The 13,551-nt window shown below is 53.3% G+C and carries 16 protein-coding genes; 7 read left to right on the plus strand and 9 right to left on the minus strand.

All coding sequences use genetic code 11. From position 1 onward, the window contains the following. Positions 1 to 93: 93 nt before the first annotated feature. The 6 genes from rplT to ACQUTP_RS04145 all read right to left on the minus strand — a co-directional run bounded on the left by rplT (position 94) and on the right by ACQUTP_RS04145 (position 4,958). Positions 94 to 450, minus strand: a complete 357-nt coding sequence (gene rplT, locus ACQUTP_RS04120; protein ID WP_000124850.1) for a 50S ribosomal protein L20 — start codon at positions 448 to 450, stop codon at positions 94 to 96. 50 nt (positions 451 to 500) lie between these two features. Further along, entirely contained in the window at positions 501 to 698 is a 198-nt protein-coding gene (gene rpmI / locus ACQUTP_RS04125; RefSeq protein WP_001124225.1) for a 50S ribosomal protein L35, read from the minus strand. 92 nt (positions 699 to 790) lie between these two features. Further along, positions 791 to 1,333 carry a translation initiation factor IF-3 gene (gene infC / locus ACQUTP_RS04130; RefSeq protein WP_004189469.1) on the minus strand — a complete coding sequence of 181 codons (543 nt, stop codon included), beginning with the start codon at positions 1,331 to 1,333 and terminating at the stop codon, positions 791 to 793. Between the two features lie 3 nt (positions 1,334 to 1,336). Next, the gene (gene thrS, locus ACQUTP_RS04135; protein WP_017900777.1) at positions 1,337 to 3,265 is read right to left on the minus strand and encodes a threonine--tRNA ligase; all 1,929 of its coding nucleotides are present in this window, start codon (positions 3,263 to 3,265) and stop codon (positions 1,337 to 1,339) included. 431 nt (positions 3,266 to 3,696) lie between these two features. After that, complete coding sequence (locus tag ACQUTP_RS04140) at positions 3,697 to 3,930, minus strand: hypothetical protein (protein ID WP_004203141.1); 234 nt, start codon at positions 3,928 to 3,930, stop codon at positions 3,697 to 3,699. A gap of 269 nt (positions 3,931 to 4,199) precedes the next feature. After that, on the minus strand, positions 4,200 to 4,958 hold the full coding sequence (locus ACQUTP_RS04145; protein ID WP_004203142.1) for a DUF481 domain-containing protein: 759 nt from the start codon (positions 4,956 to 4,958) through the stop codon (positions 4,200 to 4,202). Positions 4,959 to 5,314: 356 nt separating this feature from the next. On the opposite strand from ACQUTP_RS04145, the gene pfkB reads away from it, so the two are divergent. The 3 genes from pfkB (at position 5,315) to ACQUTP_RS04160 (ending at position 7,603) form a co-directional block, all read left to right on the plus strand. Beyond that, a complete protein-coding gene (pfkB, locus tag ACQUTP_RS04150; RefSeq protein ID WP_004203145.1) occupies positions 5,315 to 6,247 on the plus strand; it encodes a 6-phosphofructokinase II in 933 nt (310 codons plus the stop codon). A gap of 93 nt (positions 6,248 to 6,340) precedes the next feature. Further along, positions 6,341 to 6,625, plus strand: coding sequence for a type V toxin-antitoxin system endoribonuclease antitoxin GhoS (gene ghoS, locus ACQUTP_RS04155; RefSeq protein ID WP_004203147.1), 285 nt, complete (start codon positions 6,341 to 6,343; stop codon positions 6,623 to 6,625). Positions 6,626 to 6,730: 105 nt separating this feature from the next. After that, positions 6,731 to 7,603 (plus strand): fructosamine kinase family protein, encoded by an 873-nt coding sequence (locus ACQUTP_RS04160; RefSeq protein WP_004203150.1) that lies wholly within the window; start codon positions 6,731 to 6,733, stop codon positions 7,601 to 7,603. A gap of 43 nt (positions 7,604 to 7,646) precedes the next feature. Here the strand turns inward: ACQUTP_RS04160 and tonB are convergent, their stop codons facing one another. Further along, positions 7,647 to 8,393 (minus strand): TonB system transport protein TonB, encoded by a 747-nt coding sequence (gene tonB, locus ACQUTP_RS04165; protein WP_004203153.1) that lies wholly within the window; start codon positions 8,391 to 8,393, stop codon positions 7,647 to 7,649. A gap of 210 nt (positions 8,394 to 8,603) precedes the next feature. Between tonB and ACQUTP_RS04170 the strand changes: the two genes are divergently transcribed. Together ACQUTP_RS04170 and ACQUTP_RS04175 are read left to right on the plus strand one after the other, a co-directional pair. Next, positions 8,604 to 8,900, plus strand: a complete 297-nt coding sequence (locus ACQUTP_RS04170) for a YciI family protein (protein ID WP_002910042.1) — start codon at positions 8,604 to 8,606, stop codon at positions 8,898 to 8,900. 683 nt (positions 8,901 to 9,583) lie between these two features. Then, complete coding sequence (locus ACQUTP_RS04175; RefSeq protein ID WP_177344342.1) at positions 9,584 to 10,231, plus strand: YceI family protein; 648 nt, start codon at positions 9,584 to 9,586, stop codon at positions 10,229 to 10,231. Between the two features lie 278 nt (positions 10,232 to 10,509). Here ACQUTP_RS04175 and ACQUTP_RS04180 read toward each other — a convergent pair whose 3' ends face one another. After that, complete coding sequence (locus ACQUTP_RS04180; protein WP_023290120.1) at positions 10,510 to 10,683, minus strand: YciY family protein; 174 nt, start codon at positions 10,681 to 10,683, stop codon at positions 10,510 to 10,512. 143 nt (positions 10,684 to 10,826) lie between these two features. Here ACQUTP_RS04180 and cls point away from each other — a divergent pair, with 143 nt between their 5' ends. Together cls and ACQUTP_RS04190 are read left to right on the plus strand one after the other, a co-directional pair. Then, positions 10,827 to 12,287: a cardiolipin synthase gene (cls, locus tag ACQUTP_RS04185; protein WP_004203158.1), complete on the plus strand. Its 1,461-nt coding sequence runs from the start codon at positions 10,827 to 10,829 to the stop codon at positions 12,285 to 12,287. Between the two features lie 34 nt (positions 12,288 to 12,321). Next, positions 12,322 to 12,651 carry an HI1450 family dsDNA-mimic protein gene (locus ACQUTP_RS04190; protein ID WP_002910079.1) on the plus strand — a complete coding sequence of 110 codons (330 nt, stop codon included), beginning with the start codon at positions 12,322 to 12,324 and terminating at the stop codon, positions 12,649 to 12,651. 63 nt (positions 12,652 to 12,714) lie between these two features. Here ACQUTP_RS04190 and ACQUTP_RS04195 read toward each other — a convergent pair whose 3' ends face one another. Next, entirely contained in the window at positions 12,715 to 13,542 is an 828-nt protein-coding gene (locus tag ACQUTP_RS04195; RefSeq protein ID WP_004203160.1) for an ion transporter, read from the minus strand. Between the last annotated feature and the right edge of the window lie 9 nt (positions 13,543 to 13,551).

The raw sequence follows: 13,551 nt of genomic DNA on the forward strand, positions 1-13,551 counted from the left end.
CAGACCTGTATTGAAAAGCCTGCGCCGATAAAAGTCAATGTATTGATGGTGTTGAAACGAAAAGAGGGAGACAAGCTCCCTCTTTCAACTGGCTTATGCCAGAGCTGCTTTCGCTTTTTCGACCAGAGCGGTGAACGCTACTTTGTCGAATACGGCGATGTCAGCCAGGATCTTACGGTCGATTTCAACAGAGGCTTTTTTCAGGCCATTGATGAATTTGCTGTAAGAAATACCGTTCTGACGTGCTGCTGCGTTGATACGTGCAATCCACAGTTGACGGAACTGACGTTTACGTTGACGACGGTCACGGTAAGCGTACTGACCAGCTTTGATAACAGCCTGGAAGGCAACGCGGTATACGCGAGAACGCGCACCGTAGTAGCCTTTAGCTTGTTTCAAAATTTTCTTGTGACGTGCACGTGCAATTACACCACGTTTTACGCGAGCCATGTGTGCTCTCCTGTATCTATTCTAAGTTAAAAAAGTTAAACGTTAACGACTTATGCGTACGGCAGGCACGCGATAACCAGGCCCAGATCGCCTTTGGAAACCATGGCTTTCGGACGCAGGTGACGTTTACGCTTGGTAGCTTTTTTAGTCAGAATGTGACGCAGGTTAGCGTGCTTGTGCTTAAAACCACCTTTACCGGTTTTTTTGAAGCGCTTAGCAGCACCGCGTACGGTCTTAATTTTTGGCATTTTAATAACTTCCACTTCGCATTGTTAATAAACGAAACAAAGGCGAACAAAACCAGTGAGCCGAAGCCCACCGGAAATGTTTCTTGATGGCCTTACTGTTTCTTCTTAGGAGCGAGCACCATGATCATCTGGCGGCCTTCGATCTTCGTTGGGAAGGATTCGACTACTGCCAGTTCAACCAGATCGTCTTTCACGCGGTTAAGCACTTCCATACCGATCTGCTGGTGGGCCATCTCACGACCGCGGAAACGCAGCGTGATCTTGGCCTTATCGCCATCTTCGAGAAAGCGAATCAGGCTGCGGAGTTTTACCTGATAGTCACCTTCATCAGTACCAGGGCGGAATTTAATTTCCTTAACCTGGATAACTTTCTGCTTCTTCTTCTGTTCCTTAGAAGACTTACTCTTTTCATAAAGGAACTTGCCGTAGTCCATGATACGACAAACTGGCGGCTCGGCGTTAGGGCTGATTTCAACTAAATCTACTCCAGCCTCTTCAGCCTTTTCGATAGCTTCTCTCAGACTCACAATACCCAGCTGCTCACCTTCCAGACCTGTTAAGCGAACTTCCTGGGCGCGAATCTCGCCATTGATACGATTCGGACGTGCCGTTTGAACTCGTTTTCCGCCTTTAATACCTTATTCCTCCAGTTGTTGAAGACTGCGGCTGCGAATCTCTTGTTGCAGCTTCTCGATCACTTCATTTACGTCCATGCTGCCGAGGTCTTTCCCGCGACGGGTGCGCACGGCCACTTTGCCGGCTTCGACTTCTTTGTCGCCACAGACCAACATATACGGGACACGACGTAAAGTGTGCTCGCGGATTTTAAAGCCAATCTTCTCATTTCTCAAGTCTGCTTTTACACGAATGCCCGCATTTTGTAGTTTACGCGTCAATTCGTTAACGTATTCAGCCTGAGAATCGGTGATATTCATGACCACCACCTGCACTGGCGCAATCCAGGTTGGGAAGAAGCCAGCGAACTCTTCGGTCAGGATGCCAATGAAGCGCTCCAGAGAACCGAGAATCGCACGGTGGATCATGACCGGCACCTGACGCTCGTTGTTTTCGCCCACATAGGAGGCGCTTAAACGCTGCGGCAGAGAGAAGTCCAGCTGTACCGTACCGCACTGCCATGCACGATCGAGGCAGTCATACAGGGTAAATTCAATTTTCGGGCCGTAGAACGCCCCTTCACCCAGTTGATATTCAAATGGGATATTATTTTCTTCCAGCGCCACCGCCAGATCCGCTTCCGCGCGATCCCAGGTCTCGTCGCTGCCGATACGTTTTTCCGGGCGAGTCGACAGTTTGACAACGATCTTCTCGAAGCCAAAGGTGCTGTACATATCGTAGACCATACGAATACAGGCGTTCACTTCATCGCGAACCTGATCTTCAGTACAGAAGATATGCGCATCATCCTGGGTAAAGCCACGAACGCGCATCAGACCGTGCAGGGCACCTGACGGCTCGTTGCGGTGGCAGCTACCGAACTCCGCCATACGCAGCGGCAGGTCACGGTAGGATTTCAGCCCCTGGTTGAAGATCTGCACGTGGCCCGGACAGTTCATCGGCTTAATGCAGTATTCACGGTTCTCAGAAGAGGTGGTGAACATCGCATCTTTGTAGTTGTCCCAGTGGCCGGTTTTTTCCCACAGCACGCGGTCCATCATGAACGGCCCTTTGACTTCCTGGTACTGATACTCTTTCAGTTTCGAACGGACAAAGGTTTCCAGTTCACGGAAGATAGTCCAGCCGTCGTTGTGCCAGAAGACCATGCCCGGCGCTTCTTCCTGCATGTGATACAGGTCGAGCTGCTTACCGATTTTACGGTGGTCGCGCTTCGCGGCTTCTTCCAGACGCTGCAGATAAGCATTCAGCGCTTTTTTATCGGCCCACGCGGTACCGTAGATACGCTGCAGCATCTTGTTGTTGCTGTCGCCGCGCCAGTAGGCACCGGCGGTTTTCATCAGCTTGAAGTGATGGCAGAAGCGCATGTTCGGCACGTGCGGACCGCGGCACATATCGATATATTCTTCATGATGATACAGGCCAGGCTTGTCATCATGAGCAATGTTTTCGTCAAGAATAGAAACTTTATAGCTTTCGCCGCGCTTCACGAAGGTTTCACGCGCTTCGTGCCAGCTCACTTTCTTCTTGATGACATCGTAGTTTTTCTCGGCGAGCTCATGCATACGTTTTTCGAGCGCGTCGATATCTTCCTGAGTCAGGGTGTGGTCGAGGTCTACGTCATAGTAGAAGCCATTATCAACAACCGGACCGATAGCCATTTTGGTGTTGGGCCACAGCTGTTTGATAGCATGGCCTAACAGGTGCGCGCAGGAGTGACGAATGATCTCCAGCCCTTCTTCATCTTTAGCCGTGATAATAGAGAGGGTGGAATCGGTTTCGATCGGGTCGCAGGCGTCTACCAGTTCACCGTTTACCCGCCCGGCGATGGTGGCTTTCGCCAGGCCTGGGCCGATATCCAGCGCGACGTCCATCGGGCTGACGGCGTGATCAAAATGGCGTTGGCTGCCATCAGGAAGCGTAATTACAGGCATTTTATGTCCTTATTTGCAGTGGTGCCCCACACGAAAGAGCACATACAAAACAATATAATCATAATTATCACCAGGTTAAGGCGCAGTTCCCGCTTCACTCTGCGAAAAGAGGAGCACGACCGGAGCGATCGTTCCCGCCTGCTGCCGCCTGCTGATAACACCGGGGAGTAGTTTACACATCATTGGTACGTGATTAAAGCCGCAATAGCATAAATGATGGCGGAATGCGGAGAAAACAAGAGCGGCGCGGATAAAAGCAGAATATCCGCCAGGAAGGGGCGATAATAATCACCAGCGAAGCCGGACGATATTATGCGGACAAACTAAAAGAGACGCGTTGATATTGCCTGCGTGATGTTTAGCGCGGGTCGTTAAACCGGTACCACTTTACCCGGCTTAATAGACTGCCCGTGAAGCAGTAGCCTGCGATATTAAGACCACTCGCCTGCCACCAGCGTATGCACATTAAAGGCATCGCTCATGGATTGTCCGGTGCTACGGGAACCGGGGGCAATATTCGATCCGGCCTCAACGTCGGTAGCTTTGGCGATACCTACCTGCGTATGGTCCTGGTTACCCGACGGCGGAACTGGCGTGGCGGCCGATGCGCCAAAGGAAAGCACGCACAGCGCCAGGGCTGCGATGGTAAATTGGCTTTTTTTCATGATGTTTATTCTCTTATTACGGAAGACGGACCGAACAATGTCTCCATTCGGTCAGTGGCTGTTAGTATAGATCCAGATCACATATTTGTCCGTCGAATATTTAGCTTTTCGTGTCAAATAGAATGAATATTTGTCAGCAAATGGAGAATAATGGAGAAAAAATGGAGGCCAGTTTCTTTTTATAAAAACTAAAACGAATTGCCAGAAAAAATAATGTCACTTATTGCTAAATCTAAAACGATCAGGCCGGGAAACCCGGCCTGAAAATATTACATTTTATACCCGAGGGAGAGCGAGGTCCGGCGATCGGTATGCTCCGGCGCAGACGCCGGCGGCTCCGAGTTCCAGGTGACGTTGTACGCCACTTTCAACGCAAAGTGGGCGTTAATCGCCACGTTTAACGCACTCTCTGAGTTGACCGTGGTGTCCTCGGCGCCAAATACCGATACCCCTTGGGTAAATTTGGCGTTATCGGTCATCTGCCAGGCCCAGGTTCCGGAGGCGTAGCCCAGCGGTTGAGTGTCGGTATCCCCGTCGGTGTATTCGTCATAGCGGACGCCAGGACCAAATTCAAACCGCAGGCTGTGCACCGGTCCGTTGAGGATTTGACGACCATAGCCCGCCGTCAGGACATCGCGCTGCTGATAGCCGTTATAACGGTCGGTTAGCCAACTGCCCTGCCCAAAGACGTAGTTCATATCGGTCAGGTTATAGCGACTACGACCACCGACTGCATATTTCTCTGAGGAGCGCTCATCGTTGGACGAGGTGTTGCTGGCGTTGCCCCACAGGGACCAGGCGGTGGTGTTGCCATACCAGGTCAGGGTGGAATCAGCCGTCATTGAGGAGTTCTTGGTGTTGCCGGACTGCGCCAGGTAACCTGCGTTGACCACCCCTTCGAACGGTTTTTTGGCAGCGGAAGGGTCATCCATGACGGTAAATACAGAATCATCGGCCATTGCGCCAACAGACGCAAAAAGCCCCCCCGCCAGCATGACCGCTGCGGGTACTGTCTTTAAAAGCTTCATTATAACTCTCTAAAATACATTTTTTTAGGACAGTACAAATGATGAACAGGCCTAACCATGCCGGCTCATTGAATTTAGCGTCCGTACAACATAAAAGAGACCTGTGGGTCCCGGAAACTTTCGCGAGGATCGCGGAGTGCAGGTCCTAAGAAAGGTAGCAAATTATAAAAAAGCACGAATAACATAGCAATCACTTACTCTTTCGTTTTTTGAATAAGACAGCTCCGGAAACAATCTTTATTTCATAATGAAAATACAGGCTTCTTTGCAAATCCCTCAGGGACAGCACTTTCCCTCCCTGAATCATCGTGCCATGCTTAAATAAAGCACAGTCGCCGTATTAAGGAGGAGAAGGAATGACCAAAATTTATACGCTCACGCTGGCCCCCTCGCTGGATAGCGCCACCCAGACCCCGCAGATCTACCCGGAAGGGAAACTCCGCTGCAGCGCGCCGGTATTTGAACCCGGCGGCGGCGGGATCAACGTCGCCCGCGCCGTGACCTTTCTCGGCGGCAAAGCCACCGCCATTTTCCCGATTGGCGGCGCCACCGGCGAGCACCTTGCCGCCCTGCTGGCCGATGAGCAGGTGCCGATCGAGACCGTCGAAACCCGCGACTGGACGCGACAGAACCTGCACGTTCACGTGGCCGCCAGCGGCGAACAGTATCGCTTTGTGATGCCCGGCGCCGCGCTGACAGACGATGAATTCCGCCGCCTGGAAGAAAAAGTCCTGACCATCGACCCCGGCTCACTGCTGGTGATCAGCGGCAGCCTGCCGCCAGGTATCAGCGTCGAAAATCTGATGCAGCTGGTTAAAAATGCGCAACAGCAAGGCCTGCGTTGCATTATCGACAGCTCCGGCGATGCGCTGGCCGCCGCGCTGGACGTCGGCAATATTGAATTAGTGAAGCCAAACCAGAAAGAGCTCAGCGCCCTCGTGCAGCGCGATCTGAGCCAGCCTGATGACGTCCGCCTTGCCGCTCAGTCGTTGATCCAGTCCGGTAAAGTGCGCCGGGTGGTGGTCTCCCTCGGTCCGCAGGGGGCGTTAGGGGTTGACGCCAGCGGCAGCGTTCAGGTGGTGCCGCCGCCAATGAAAAGCCAGAGCACCGTCGGCGCCGGCGACAGCATGGTGGGCGCCATGACCTTGCGTCTGGCGGAAAACGCCAGCCTCGAAGACATGGTACGCTTTGGCGTCGCCGCCGGTAGTGCCGCGACCATCAACCAGGGTACCCGCCTCTGTTCGCAGGCCAATACGCAAAAAATCTACGATTATCTCTGCGGACGTTGATTTCCCCTGCCCCTCCGCGCCGGCGGAGGGGAGCCGCGAGATTTGCAGGATGGTCTATGCTGGAAAGGCCATACATAACAACGGGGTGTCGAGATGAGCAATGAAATTACCGCCTGGGTCGTCAGCGTAACCTTCCATGAGCAGGTGCTGACGGAGATCAATGAGGTCAGCAACCATTTTACCCGTGCCGGGTTTGTACTAACGCTCAATGATGAAGAGGGCACGCCCCATGAGCTGGGCACCAATACCTTTGGCCTGCTGAGCGCCCAAACAGCCGAGGAAGTGAAAGCTCTCAGCGCCGGCCTGGCGGAATCGGCCCTTGGCCGTCCGGCAGAAATCGCCGTCAGCACATTCGCCGAGTGGTTAAAAGCTCAATAAATGCGTTTAGCGCAACGGAAAGCGTCAGTTGTGCGTCAGTTCCAGGTTTACCCGGTAGTAATGCGCTAACCTTATGATATGGTGGAAAACATGGGGAGAGACAGCATGTGGCAAGCAATCAGTACTCTTTTACGCGATTGGCATACCGAAGACGCTGAAATCGAACTGAAAACCGAGCTGCCCGGCGGAGAGATCCATTCCGCCTGGCATTTGCGCTTCGGCGGCAAAGATTACTTCGTGAAATGCGACGAACGGGAACTCCTGCCTATCTTCACCGCCGAGGCCGATCAGCTGGAGCTGCTGTCGCGAAGCAAAACCGTTCGCGTACCGCAGGTCTTTGCCGTCGGCAGCGATCGCGACTACAGCTTCGTGGTCATGGAATACCTCCCTCCCCGTCCGCTGGATGCGCATAACGCTTTCCTGCTTGGCCAGCAGTTAGCCCACCTGCATCGGTGGAGCGATCAGCCGCAGTTCGGTCTGGATTTTGATAACGATCTTTCCACCACGCCGCAGCCCAACGCCTGGCAGCGTCGCTGGTCGGTGTTTTTTGCCGAGCAGCGTATCGGCTGGCAGCTGGAGCTGGCGGCGGAGAAAGGGTTGCACTTTGGCGATATCGATACCTTAGTCGATGTGGTACAGCAGCGGCTGGCCAACCATCAGCCGCAACCTTCGCTGCTGCACGGGGACCTGTGGTCCGGCAACTGCGCCTTAGGGCCGGATGGCCCCTACATCTTCGACCCGGCCTGCTACTGGGGCGACCGCGAGTGTGATTTAGCAATGCTGCCGATGCACCCGGAACAACCCCCGCAGATCTATGACGGCTATCAGTCCGTCTCGCCGCTACCGGCTGGTTTTCTCGAGCGTCAGCCGATTTACCAGCTTTATACCCTGCTGAACCGGGCGATATTGTTCGGTGGCCAGCACCTGGTGACAGTCCAGCAGGCGCTGGACGATGTCCTGATGGAAAAAACGCGTTAGACAAGGTTTACGGCGGACCTCACCGGTCCGCCGCCCTGCATTATCAGTTAATCTCGACGCCGTTGAGGCGGAATTTAATGGTCATCGTCACGCCGGTTCCCGGTCTTGCCTGCTCGTAACGCCATCTGCGCATCGCGCTTTTCACCTCGCGCTCGAACATATTCGCCGGCTGGGCGGAGAGGATCTGCAAATTATCAATTCGGCCATCTGGCGTAACGTCAAACTTCACCCGCACCGTCCCTTCAATGCGCAGCGCCTGAGCGCGCGCCGGATAGGTCGGCTGGACACGGCTGATGGCCCGCGGGCCGCTCGGGGCAGTGACGGTGGGTTTGGCCGCTGCGGTGGAGGTGCTCGGCGCGGTGCGCGCTGGCGTCGTATTGTTGTTTTCAAACGGTGAAGCCGGACGCGGCTCCGCTGCCGGCTTGACGTCCCGCTTAGGCTGCTCAACCTTTTTCTCCGGCTTGGGCTTCGGTTTAGGTTTGGGCTTCGGCTTAGGTTCTGGTTTATGGATCACCACCGGCGCCTCTTTCGGCGGCTCAGGGACCACCTCAGGTTCCGGCTCTGGTTCGGGTTCAACAACGGGCTGCACGACGGGTTGCGCCGCCGGGGGCGGCTCAAGATCGGCCGGCGCCACCATGGTGATCTCTATCGGCTGCGTCGGGGAAGGCTGTTCAATAACCTGATGTACCGAGGTATAAAGCAGCCCCGCCACAACGGCACCGTGGATAGCCACGGACAGCAGCGTTGGCCACGGGAAGCGGCGAGGTAAATCAAGGGTCATTGCGCTCATAGTCGTTTCTGTTGAAAAATGATGCTCCGATTTTAAATGCAAATAGCAATCATATTCAATAAGCCGTCTTAACCTGAGTCAATTTTTGCCAGCATTTGCGGAAAAAAGCCGCGTCGGCAGGGCATTCGGCGCCGGGGCGCATCTTTGCATTGCAGTCCATCGTCGTTTAACTTAACGTAATTCGCCTGTTTATTGATAAGGAGCTTTGCCGTGCTTTACGTTATCTACGCTGAAGATATCGCCGACTCTCTGGAAAAGCGGCTCTCGGTTCGCCCCGCGCATCTTGCGCGTCTACAACTTTTACATGATGAAGGTCGGTTGCTTACCGCCGGACCAATGCCGGCCGTTGACAGCAACGAACCGGGCGCAGCTGGATTCAGCGGCTCAACGGTAATCGCTGAGTTTGAATCGCTGGAAGCGGCTCAGGCCTGGGCCAATGACGATCCGTACATTGCAGCTGGCGTCTACCGCCAGGTCTCTGTTAAGCCGTACAAAAAAGTATTTTGAAAAAAATCCCCTGCTATTTTTCTGGTTAACCGCAAAAACACACCAGGCCATCAGATGAAAGGGCGCATTTTGCTACACAACATTAAAATGCCGCCCTTTTTAACCGCACGAAAGCGCTGGCTGTTATCCGCCTGAGATGCCTGGAAGATGAGCACATCTCTTCCCCAGCGAGGACATCATCGACCATCACCTCGCCTTTTGCGGCAACAGAAAATGCCGACCAAACGTCGACGCCGGGCATGATATTGAATGGCTAATATATTGAATAAGTCTGTGACAGAGATCTTGCATGGATCTATCGCTTGCTTTGCATGCCAGCGCATCCCGACATCGCCCGGTAAATCTTAAATACAGTTGAAAGAAGCTCGATAAAGAGAGAAGGATTCTCAGCAACAGATATTAACGCCTGGAGTAAATAAGCATGTATATCCGGTTCAGCTGGCATAGGACCAAATATCGCCTATCTTGCTGCATTCAGGATCGCGGTGTCTGGAAAGCAACCAGAAATAAATAAAATGCGCTGATCCAGGCACATCCCATAGGGATGAACGTATAAAGATCACGTGACCAGATTTACGTTGCAGAGGATTTTTTAATGCCTATTAATTTCGTTAGGTAAAATTCACGCGGAGTGATTGTAGGGTTATTATTGGTTGGTTAAAATATTTGAACGGGAATAACAAATGTTTTCAATAAGCCCTGCATTTTTTTGGGCTACCATTTATGCACCTGACGCTTATGAGGATTTTTGTATGAACACCCTGAAAAAAACCGCATTATTTTCTCTGCTTGCCTTATATATTCCTGTATCACAGGCCGCTGCCACAAAATATAGTCTGGATCCACAGCATACTTCGGTTGTTATTGCCTGGAACCATTTTGGTTTCTCTAACCCTACCGCCTATATCTCTGATGTTTCAGGTAAACTCTCTTTTGACAAAGACAACCCAGAGAAATCCTCTGTGCACGTCACGCTGCCAGTCAAAACCATTGATACGCATGTCAAAGCGTTAACGGATGAGTTTTTAGGCAAAGAGTACTTCGATGTCAAAACGTATCCTGAGGCAACCTTTCAGAGCACCCGGGTGGAAAGTAAAGGCGGCAATAAATATGATGTTGAAGGTAACCTGACCATTAAAGGCATCACCAAACCGGTAGTATTGCATGCCACCCTGAACAAGCAGGACATGCATCCGATGGTGAAAAAGGAGGCCATTGGTTTTGATGCCACTGGGGTAATAAAACGTTCAGACTTCAAGCTTGATAAATATGTTCCGGCGGTGAGTGATAACGTGACCATCACGTTATCTACGGAAGCCTATGCCAAATAAATTTACACCCACAAAAGCGGTGCATTTTAATCAGAGTGGTCACCCCGATAGTTAGCATGAAATTGAAAAACGATCGACAACCCCGCGCCCTGTTCAGGCTTCTGCAGGGCGGTTAATGTCTGTCGCAGAATAAGGAGTTCTGTCGGTAATTCCCCGTCATACCCTGACAGACATCGCATAGATATTTCATTAGGCCACCTGGCGATGTTAAAAGGGAGTTCGGCGCAGGGCTGAGAAAACGACAACGGCACCGCGCACGGTGCCGTTAGCCTGCTCGCTTAACAGTCGGGGAAAATAAACAGCAGTGCATGACGCTGCCGTTTCACCAGCCCCTTCCTGATGGCGAGGATCCGCATATTGCGGCGTGATTGGGCTTCCAGCCAGCGCGCTTTACGGCGATTCACCTGTCTCAGCATGCGCCAGCGCCCTACTTCCGTTCTACTACGCTTCATTGCAACGACTCTACGAGTGAAAACAGCCCCCATTATAAACCTCTGCCTGCGGCTGACCACCGCTTTCGCTGCGTTTTTATTTGCCAGAAAAATACTGATGCGTAAACTCATCACATAACGTCATTCAAAAGGATTTTACATCTATGACAACCTTTTACACGGTGGTGAACTGGCTGGTCATTCTGGGGTACTGGCTGTTGATCGCCGGTGTAACATTACGAATTCTAATGAAACGCCGCGCTGTGCCGTCCGCGATGGCATGGTTATTGATCATTTATATTCTGCCGCTGGTGGGGATCATCGCCTATCTCTCCTTTGGCGAGCTGCATCTTGGCAAGCGGCGGGCAGAACGCGCGAGGGCGATGTGGCCTTCCACGGCCAAATGGTTAAACGACCTCAAAGCCTGCAAACATATCTTCGCGGAAGATAACAGCCCGGTGGCCGAGTCCCTGTTCAAGCTGTGCGAACGGCGCCAGGGCATTGGCGGCGTAAAAGGCAACCAGCTGCAGCTGCTGACGGAATCTGACGACGTCATGCAGGCCCTGATCCGCGATATTCAACTGGCTCGCCATAATATTGAAATGGTCTTCTATATCTGGCAGCCAGGCGGCATGGCCGACAGCGTCGCCGAATCGCTGATGGCCGCCGCCCGTCGCGGGGTTCACTGCCGGTTGATGCTCGACTCCGCGGGCAGTGTGGCTTTTTTCCGCAGCCCATGGGCGGCAATGATGCGTAACGCCGGCATTGAAGTGGTCGAGGCTCTCAAGGTCAATCTGATGCGTGTGTTTCTGCGCCGGATGGACCTGCGTCAGCATCGCAAAATGGTGATGATCGATAACTATATCGCCTACACCGGCAGCATGAATATGGTTGATCCCCGCTACTTTAAACAGGACTCAGGGGTCGGACAGTGGATTGACCTGATGGCGCGCATGGAAGGCCCGGTGGCGACTTCGATGGGCATCGTCTACTCCTGTGACTGGGAGATCGAGACCGGAAAGCGTATTCTGCCACCGCCGCCGGACGTCAATATCATGCCGTTTGAAGAGGCCAGTGGACATACCATCCACACGATCGCCTCCGGACCGGGCTTTCCGGAAGATCTGATTCATCAGGCTCTCCTCACCGCCGCCTATGCGGCGAAAGAGCATTTGATCATGACCACACCCTACTTCGTACCCAGCGACGACCTGCTGCACGCGATCTGTACCGCTGCCCAGCGCGGCGTGGACGTGAGTATTATTTTACCGCGCAAGAACGATTCGCTGCTGGTGGGCTGGGCCAGCCGGGCCTTTTTCACCGAGCTGCTGGCAGCAGGGGTGAAGATTTACCAGTTCGAAGGCGGCCTGTTGCATACCAAGAGCGTGCTGGTCGATGGCGAACTGAGTCTGGTGGGTACCGTGAATCTGGATATGCGCAGCCTGTGGCTCAATTTTGAAATCACGCTGGTCATCGATGACGCCGGCTTCGGCAGCGATCTGGCGGCGGTCCAGGATGACTATATCTCGCGCTCGCGCCTGCTGGACGCCCGTCGCTGGTTAAAACGTCCGCTGTGGCAGCGGATCGCCGAGCGACTGTTTTACTTCTTCAGCCCGTTGCTGTAAAACGTGCCCATCAGATACCGAATGAGTAGCAATCATGGATATGGATTTAAACAACCGTCTGACCGAAGACGAAACGCTTGAGCAGGCATACGACATCTTCCTCGAACTGGCGGCCGATAACCTCGACCCGGCGGACATCATTCTGTTTAACCTGCAGTTTGAGGAGCGCGGCGGCGCCGAGCTGTTCGACCCGTCTGCAGACTGGGAAGAGCATGTGGATTACGATCTGAACCCGGATTTCTTCGCCGAAGTGGTGATTGGCCTGGCGGATACCGACGGCGGGGAAATCAATGATATCTTCGCCCGCGTACTGCTGTGCCGCGAGAAAGATCATAAGCTGTGTCATATTCTGTGGCGTGAATAACGCTGACTAGCCAGTGAAAAGCCTGCCGCGTTCCTCCCGGCAGGCTTTTTTTATGCCGAGGGTTTACTGCGGTAACGCATGGCCACAGGCGTGACAAAACCGGGCGTTATCGTCATGGTGGCCCTGCTGGCACTGCGGGCATACCCGCTGCTGACGCCGCCGGTTCAGGGCGCTGGTCATATGGGTGGTGATAAGCCCGGTCGGAATGGCAATAATGGAGTATCCGATCAGGATGAGAATGGAGGCCAGGATGCGGCCCAGCGGTGTATGCGGCGTGATATCCCCGTAGCCGACGGTAGTGATGGTTACAATGGCCCAATAGACCGAAGCGTTGAGCGTGGTAAAACCATACTCTGGCCCTTCTATCAGGTACATTAACGAGCCGAAAATCACCATCACAATGGCGATAAACGAATAGAACAGGATCAGCTGATGGCGCGCGCTGACAATCGCCCGCCAGAACACATTGAGCGAAGGCATAAAGCGCAACAGTTTGAGAATACGCAACGCGCGGATCGCCCTCATTGCCCGCCAGGCAAAGACATAATTGAGGCTAATTTCCGGCCATAGCCACATCACGTACAGCGGCAGGATGGTCGCTAAGTCAATAAATCCCCAGAAGCTGAAAATGTAGTGGAGCGGATTGGGCCATGTCGCAATACGCAGCAGATACTCCAGGGTAAAGACCGCGGTCACCAGCAGCTCCAGCCAGACGAAAATATGCCATTCATCTAATGTCAGATGATATTGCGTGCCCAGCCCCGACTCGACAAATATCACCACCACGCTGAGCAATGCGAAAAGTCCGCACAGACCTTCAAAGCGGCGGCCGGAACGTCGGTTCTGATCGAAAAGTAAATGATAAAGCCGCAGACGAGCGGCAGAAAGCATACCCACTTC

The organism is Klebsiella sp. 2-CIP_Kleb., from assembly GCF_050378715.1.
Taxonomy (GTDB): domain Bacteria; phylum Pseudomonadota; class Gammaproteobacteria; order Enterobacterales; family Enterobacteriaceae; genus Klebsiella; species Klebsiella quasipneumoniae.

What these genes read in the sequence shown, in the direction of transcription:
- rpmI (WP_001124225.1), bottom strand. Translation starts at nt 698, where the DNA reads ATGCCAAAAATTAAGACCGTACGCGGTGCTGCTAAGCGCTTCAAAAAA.
- ACQUTP_RS04140 (WP_004203141.1), bottom strand. Translation starts at nt 3,930, where the DNA reads ATGAAAAAAAGCCAATTTACCATCGCAGCCCTGGCGCTGTGCGTGCTT.
- thrS (WP_017900777.1), bottom strand. Translation starts at nt 3,265, where the DNA reads ATGCCTGTAATTACGCTTCCTGATGGCAGCCAACGCCATTTTGATCAC.
- tonB (WP_004203153.1), bottom strand. Translation starts at nt 8,393, where the DNA reads ATGAGCGCAATGACCCTTGATTTACCTCGCCGCTTCCCGTGGCCAACG.
- ghoS (WP_004203147.1), top strand. Translation starts at nt 6,341, where the DNA reads ATGAGCAATGAAATTACCGCCTGGGTCGTCAGCGTAACCTTCCATGAG.
- ACQUTP_RS04175 (WP_177344342.1), top strand. Translation starts at nt 9,584, where the DNA reads ATGTTTTCAATAAGCCCTGCATTTTTTTGGGCTACCATTTATGCACCT.
- ACQUTP_RS04195 (WP_004203160.1), bottom strand. Translation starts at nt 13,542, where the DNA reads ATGCTTTCTGCCGCTCGTCTGCGGCTTTATCATTTACTTTTCGATCAG.
- cls (WP_004203158.1), top strand. Translation starts at nt 10,827, where the DNA reads ATGACAACCTTTTACACGGTGGTGAACTGGCTGGTCATTCTGGGGTAC.
- ACQUTP_RS04180 (WP_023290120.1), bottom strand. Translation starts at nt 10,683, where the DNA reads ATGAAGCGTAGTAGAACGGAAGTAGGGCGCTGGCGCATGCTGAGACAG.
- ACQUTP_RS04190 (WP_002910079.1), top strand. Translation starts at nt 12,322, where the DNA reads ATGGATATGGATTTAAACAACCGTCTGACCGAAGACGAAACGCTTGAG.
- rplT (WP_000124850.1), bottom strand. Translation starts at nt 450, where the DNA reads ATGGCTCGCGTAAAACGTGGTGTAATTGCACGTGCACGTCACAAGAAA.
- ACQUTP_RS04160 (WP_004203150.1), top strand. Translation starts at nt 6,731, where the DNA reads ATGTGGCAAGCAATCAGTACTCTTTTACGCGATTGGCATACCGAAGAC.
- ACQUTP_RS04145 (WP_004203142.1), bottom strand. Translation starts at nt 4,958, where the DNA reads ATGAAGCTTTTAAAGACAGTACCCGCAGCGGTCATGCTGGCGGGGGGG.
- pfkB (WP_004203145.1), top strand. Translation starts at nt 5,315, where the DNA reads ATGACCAAAATTTATACGCTCACGCTGGCCCCCTCGCTGGATAGCGCC.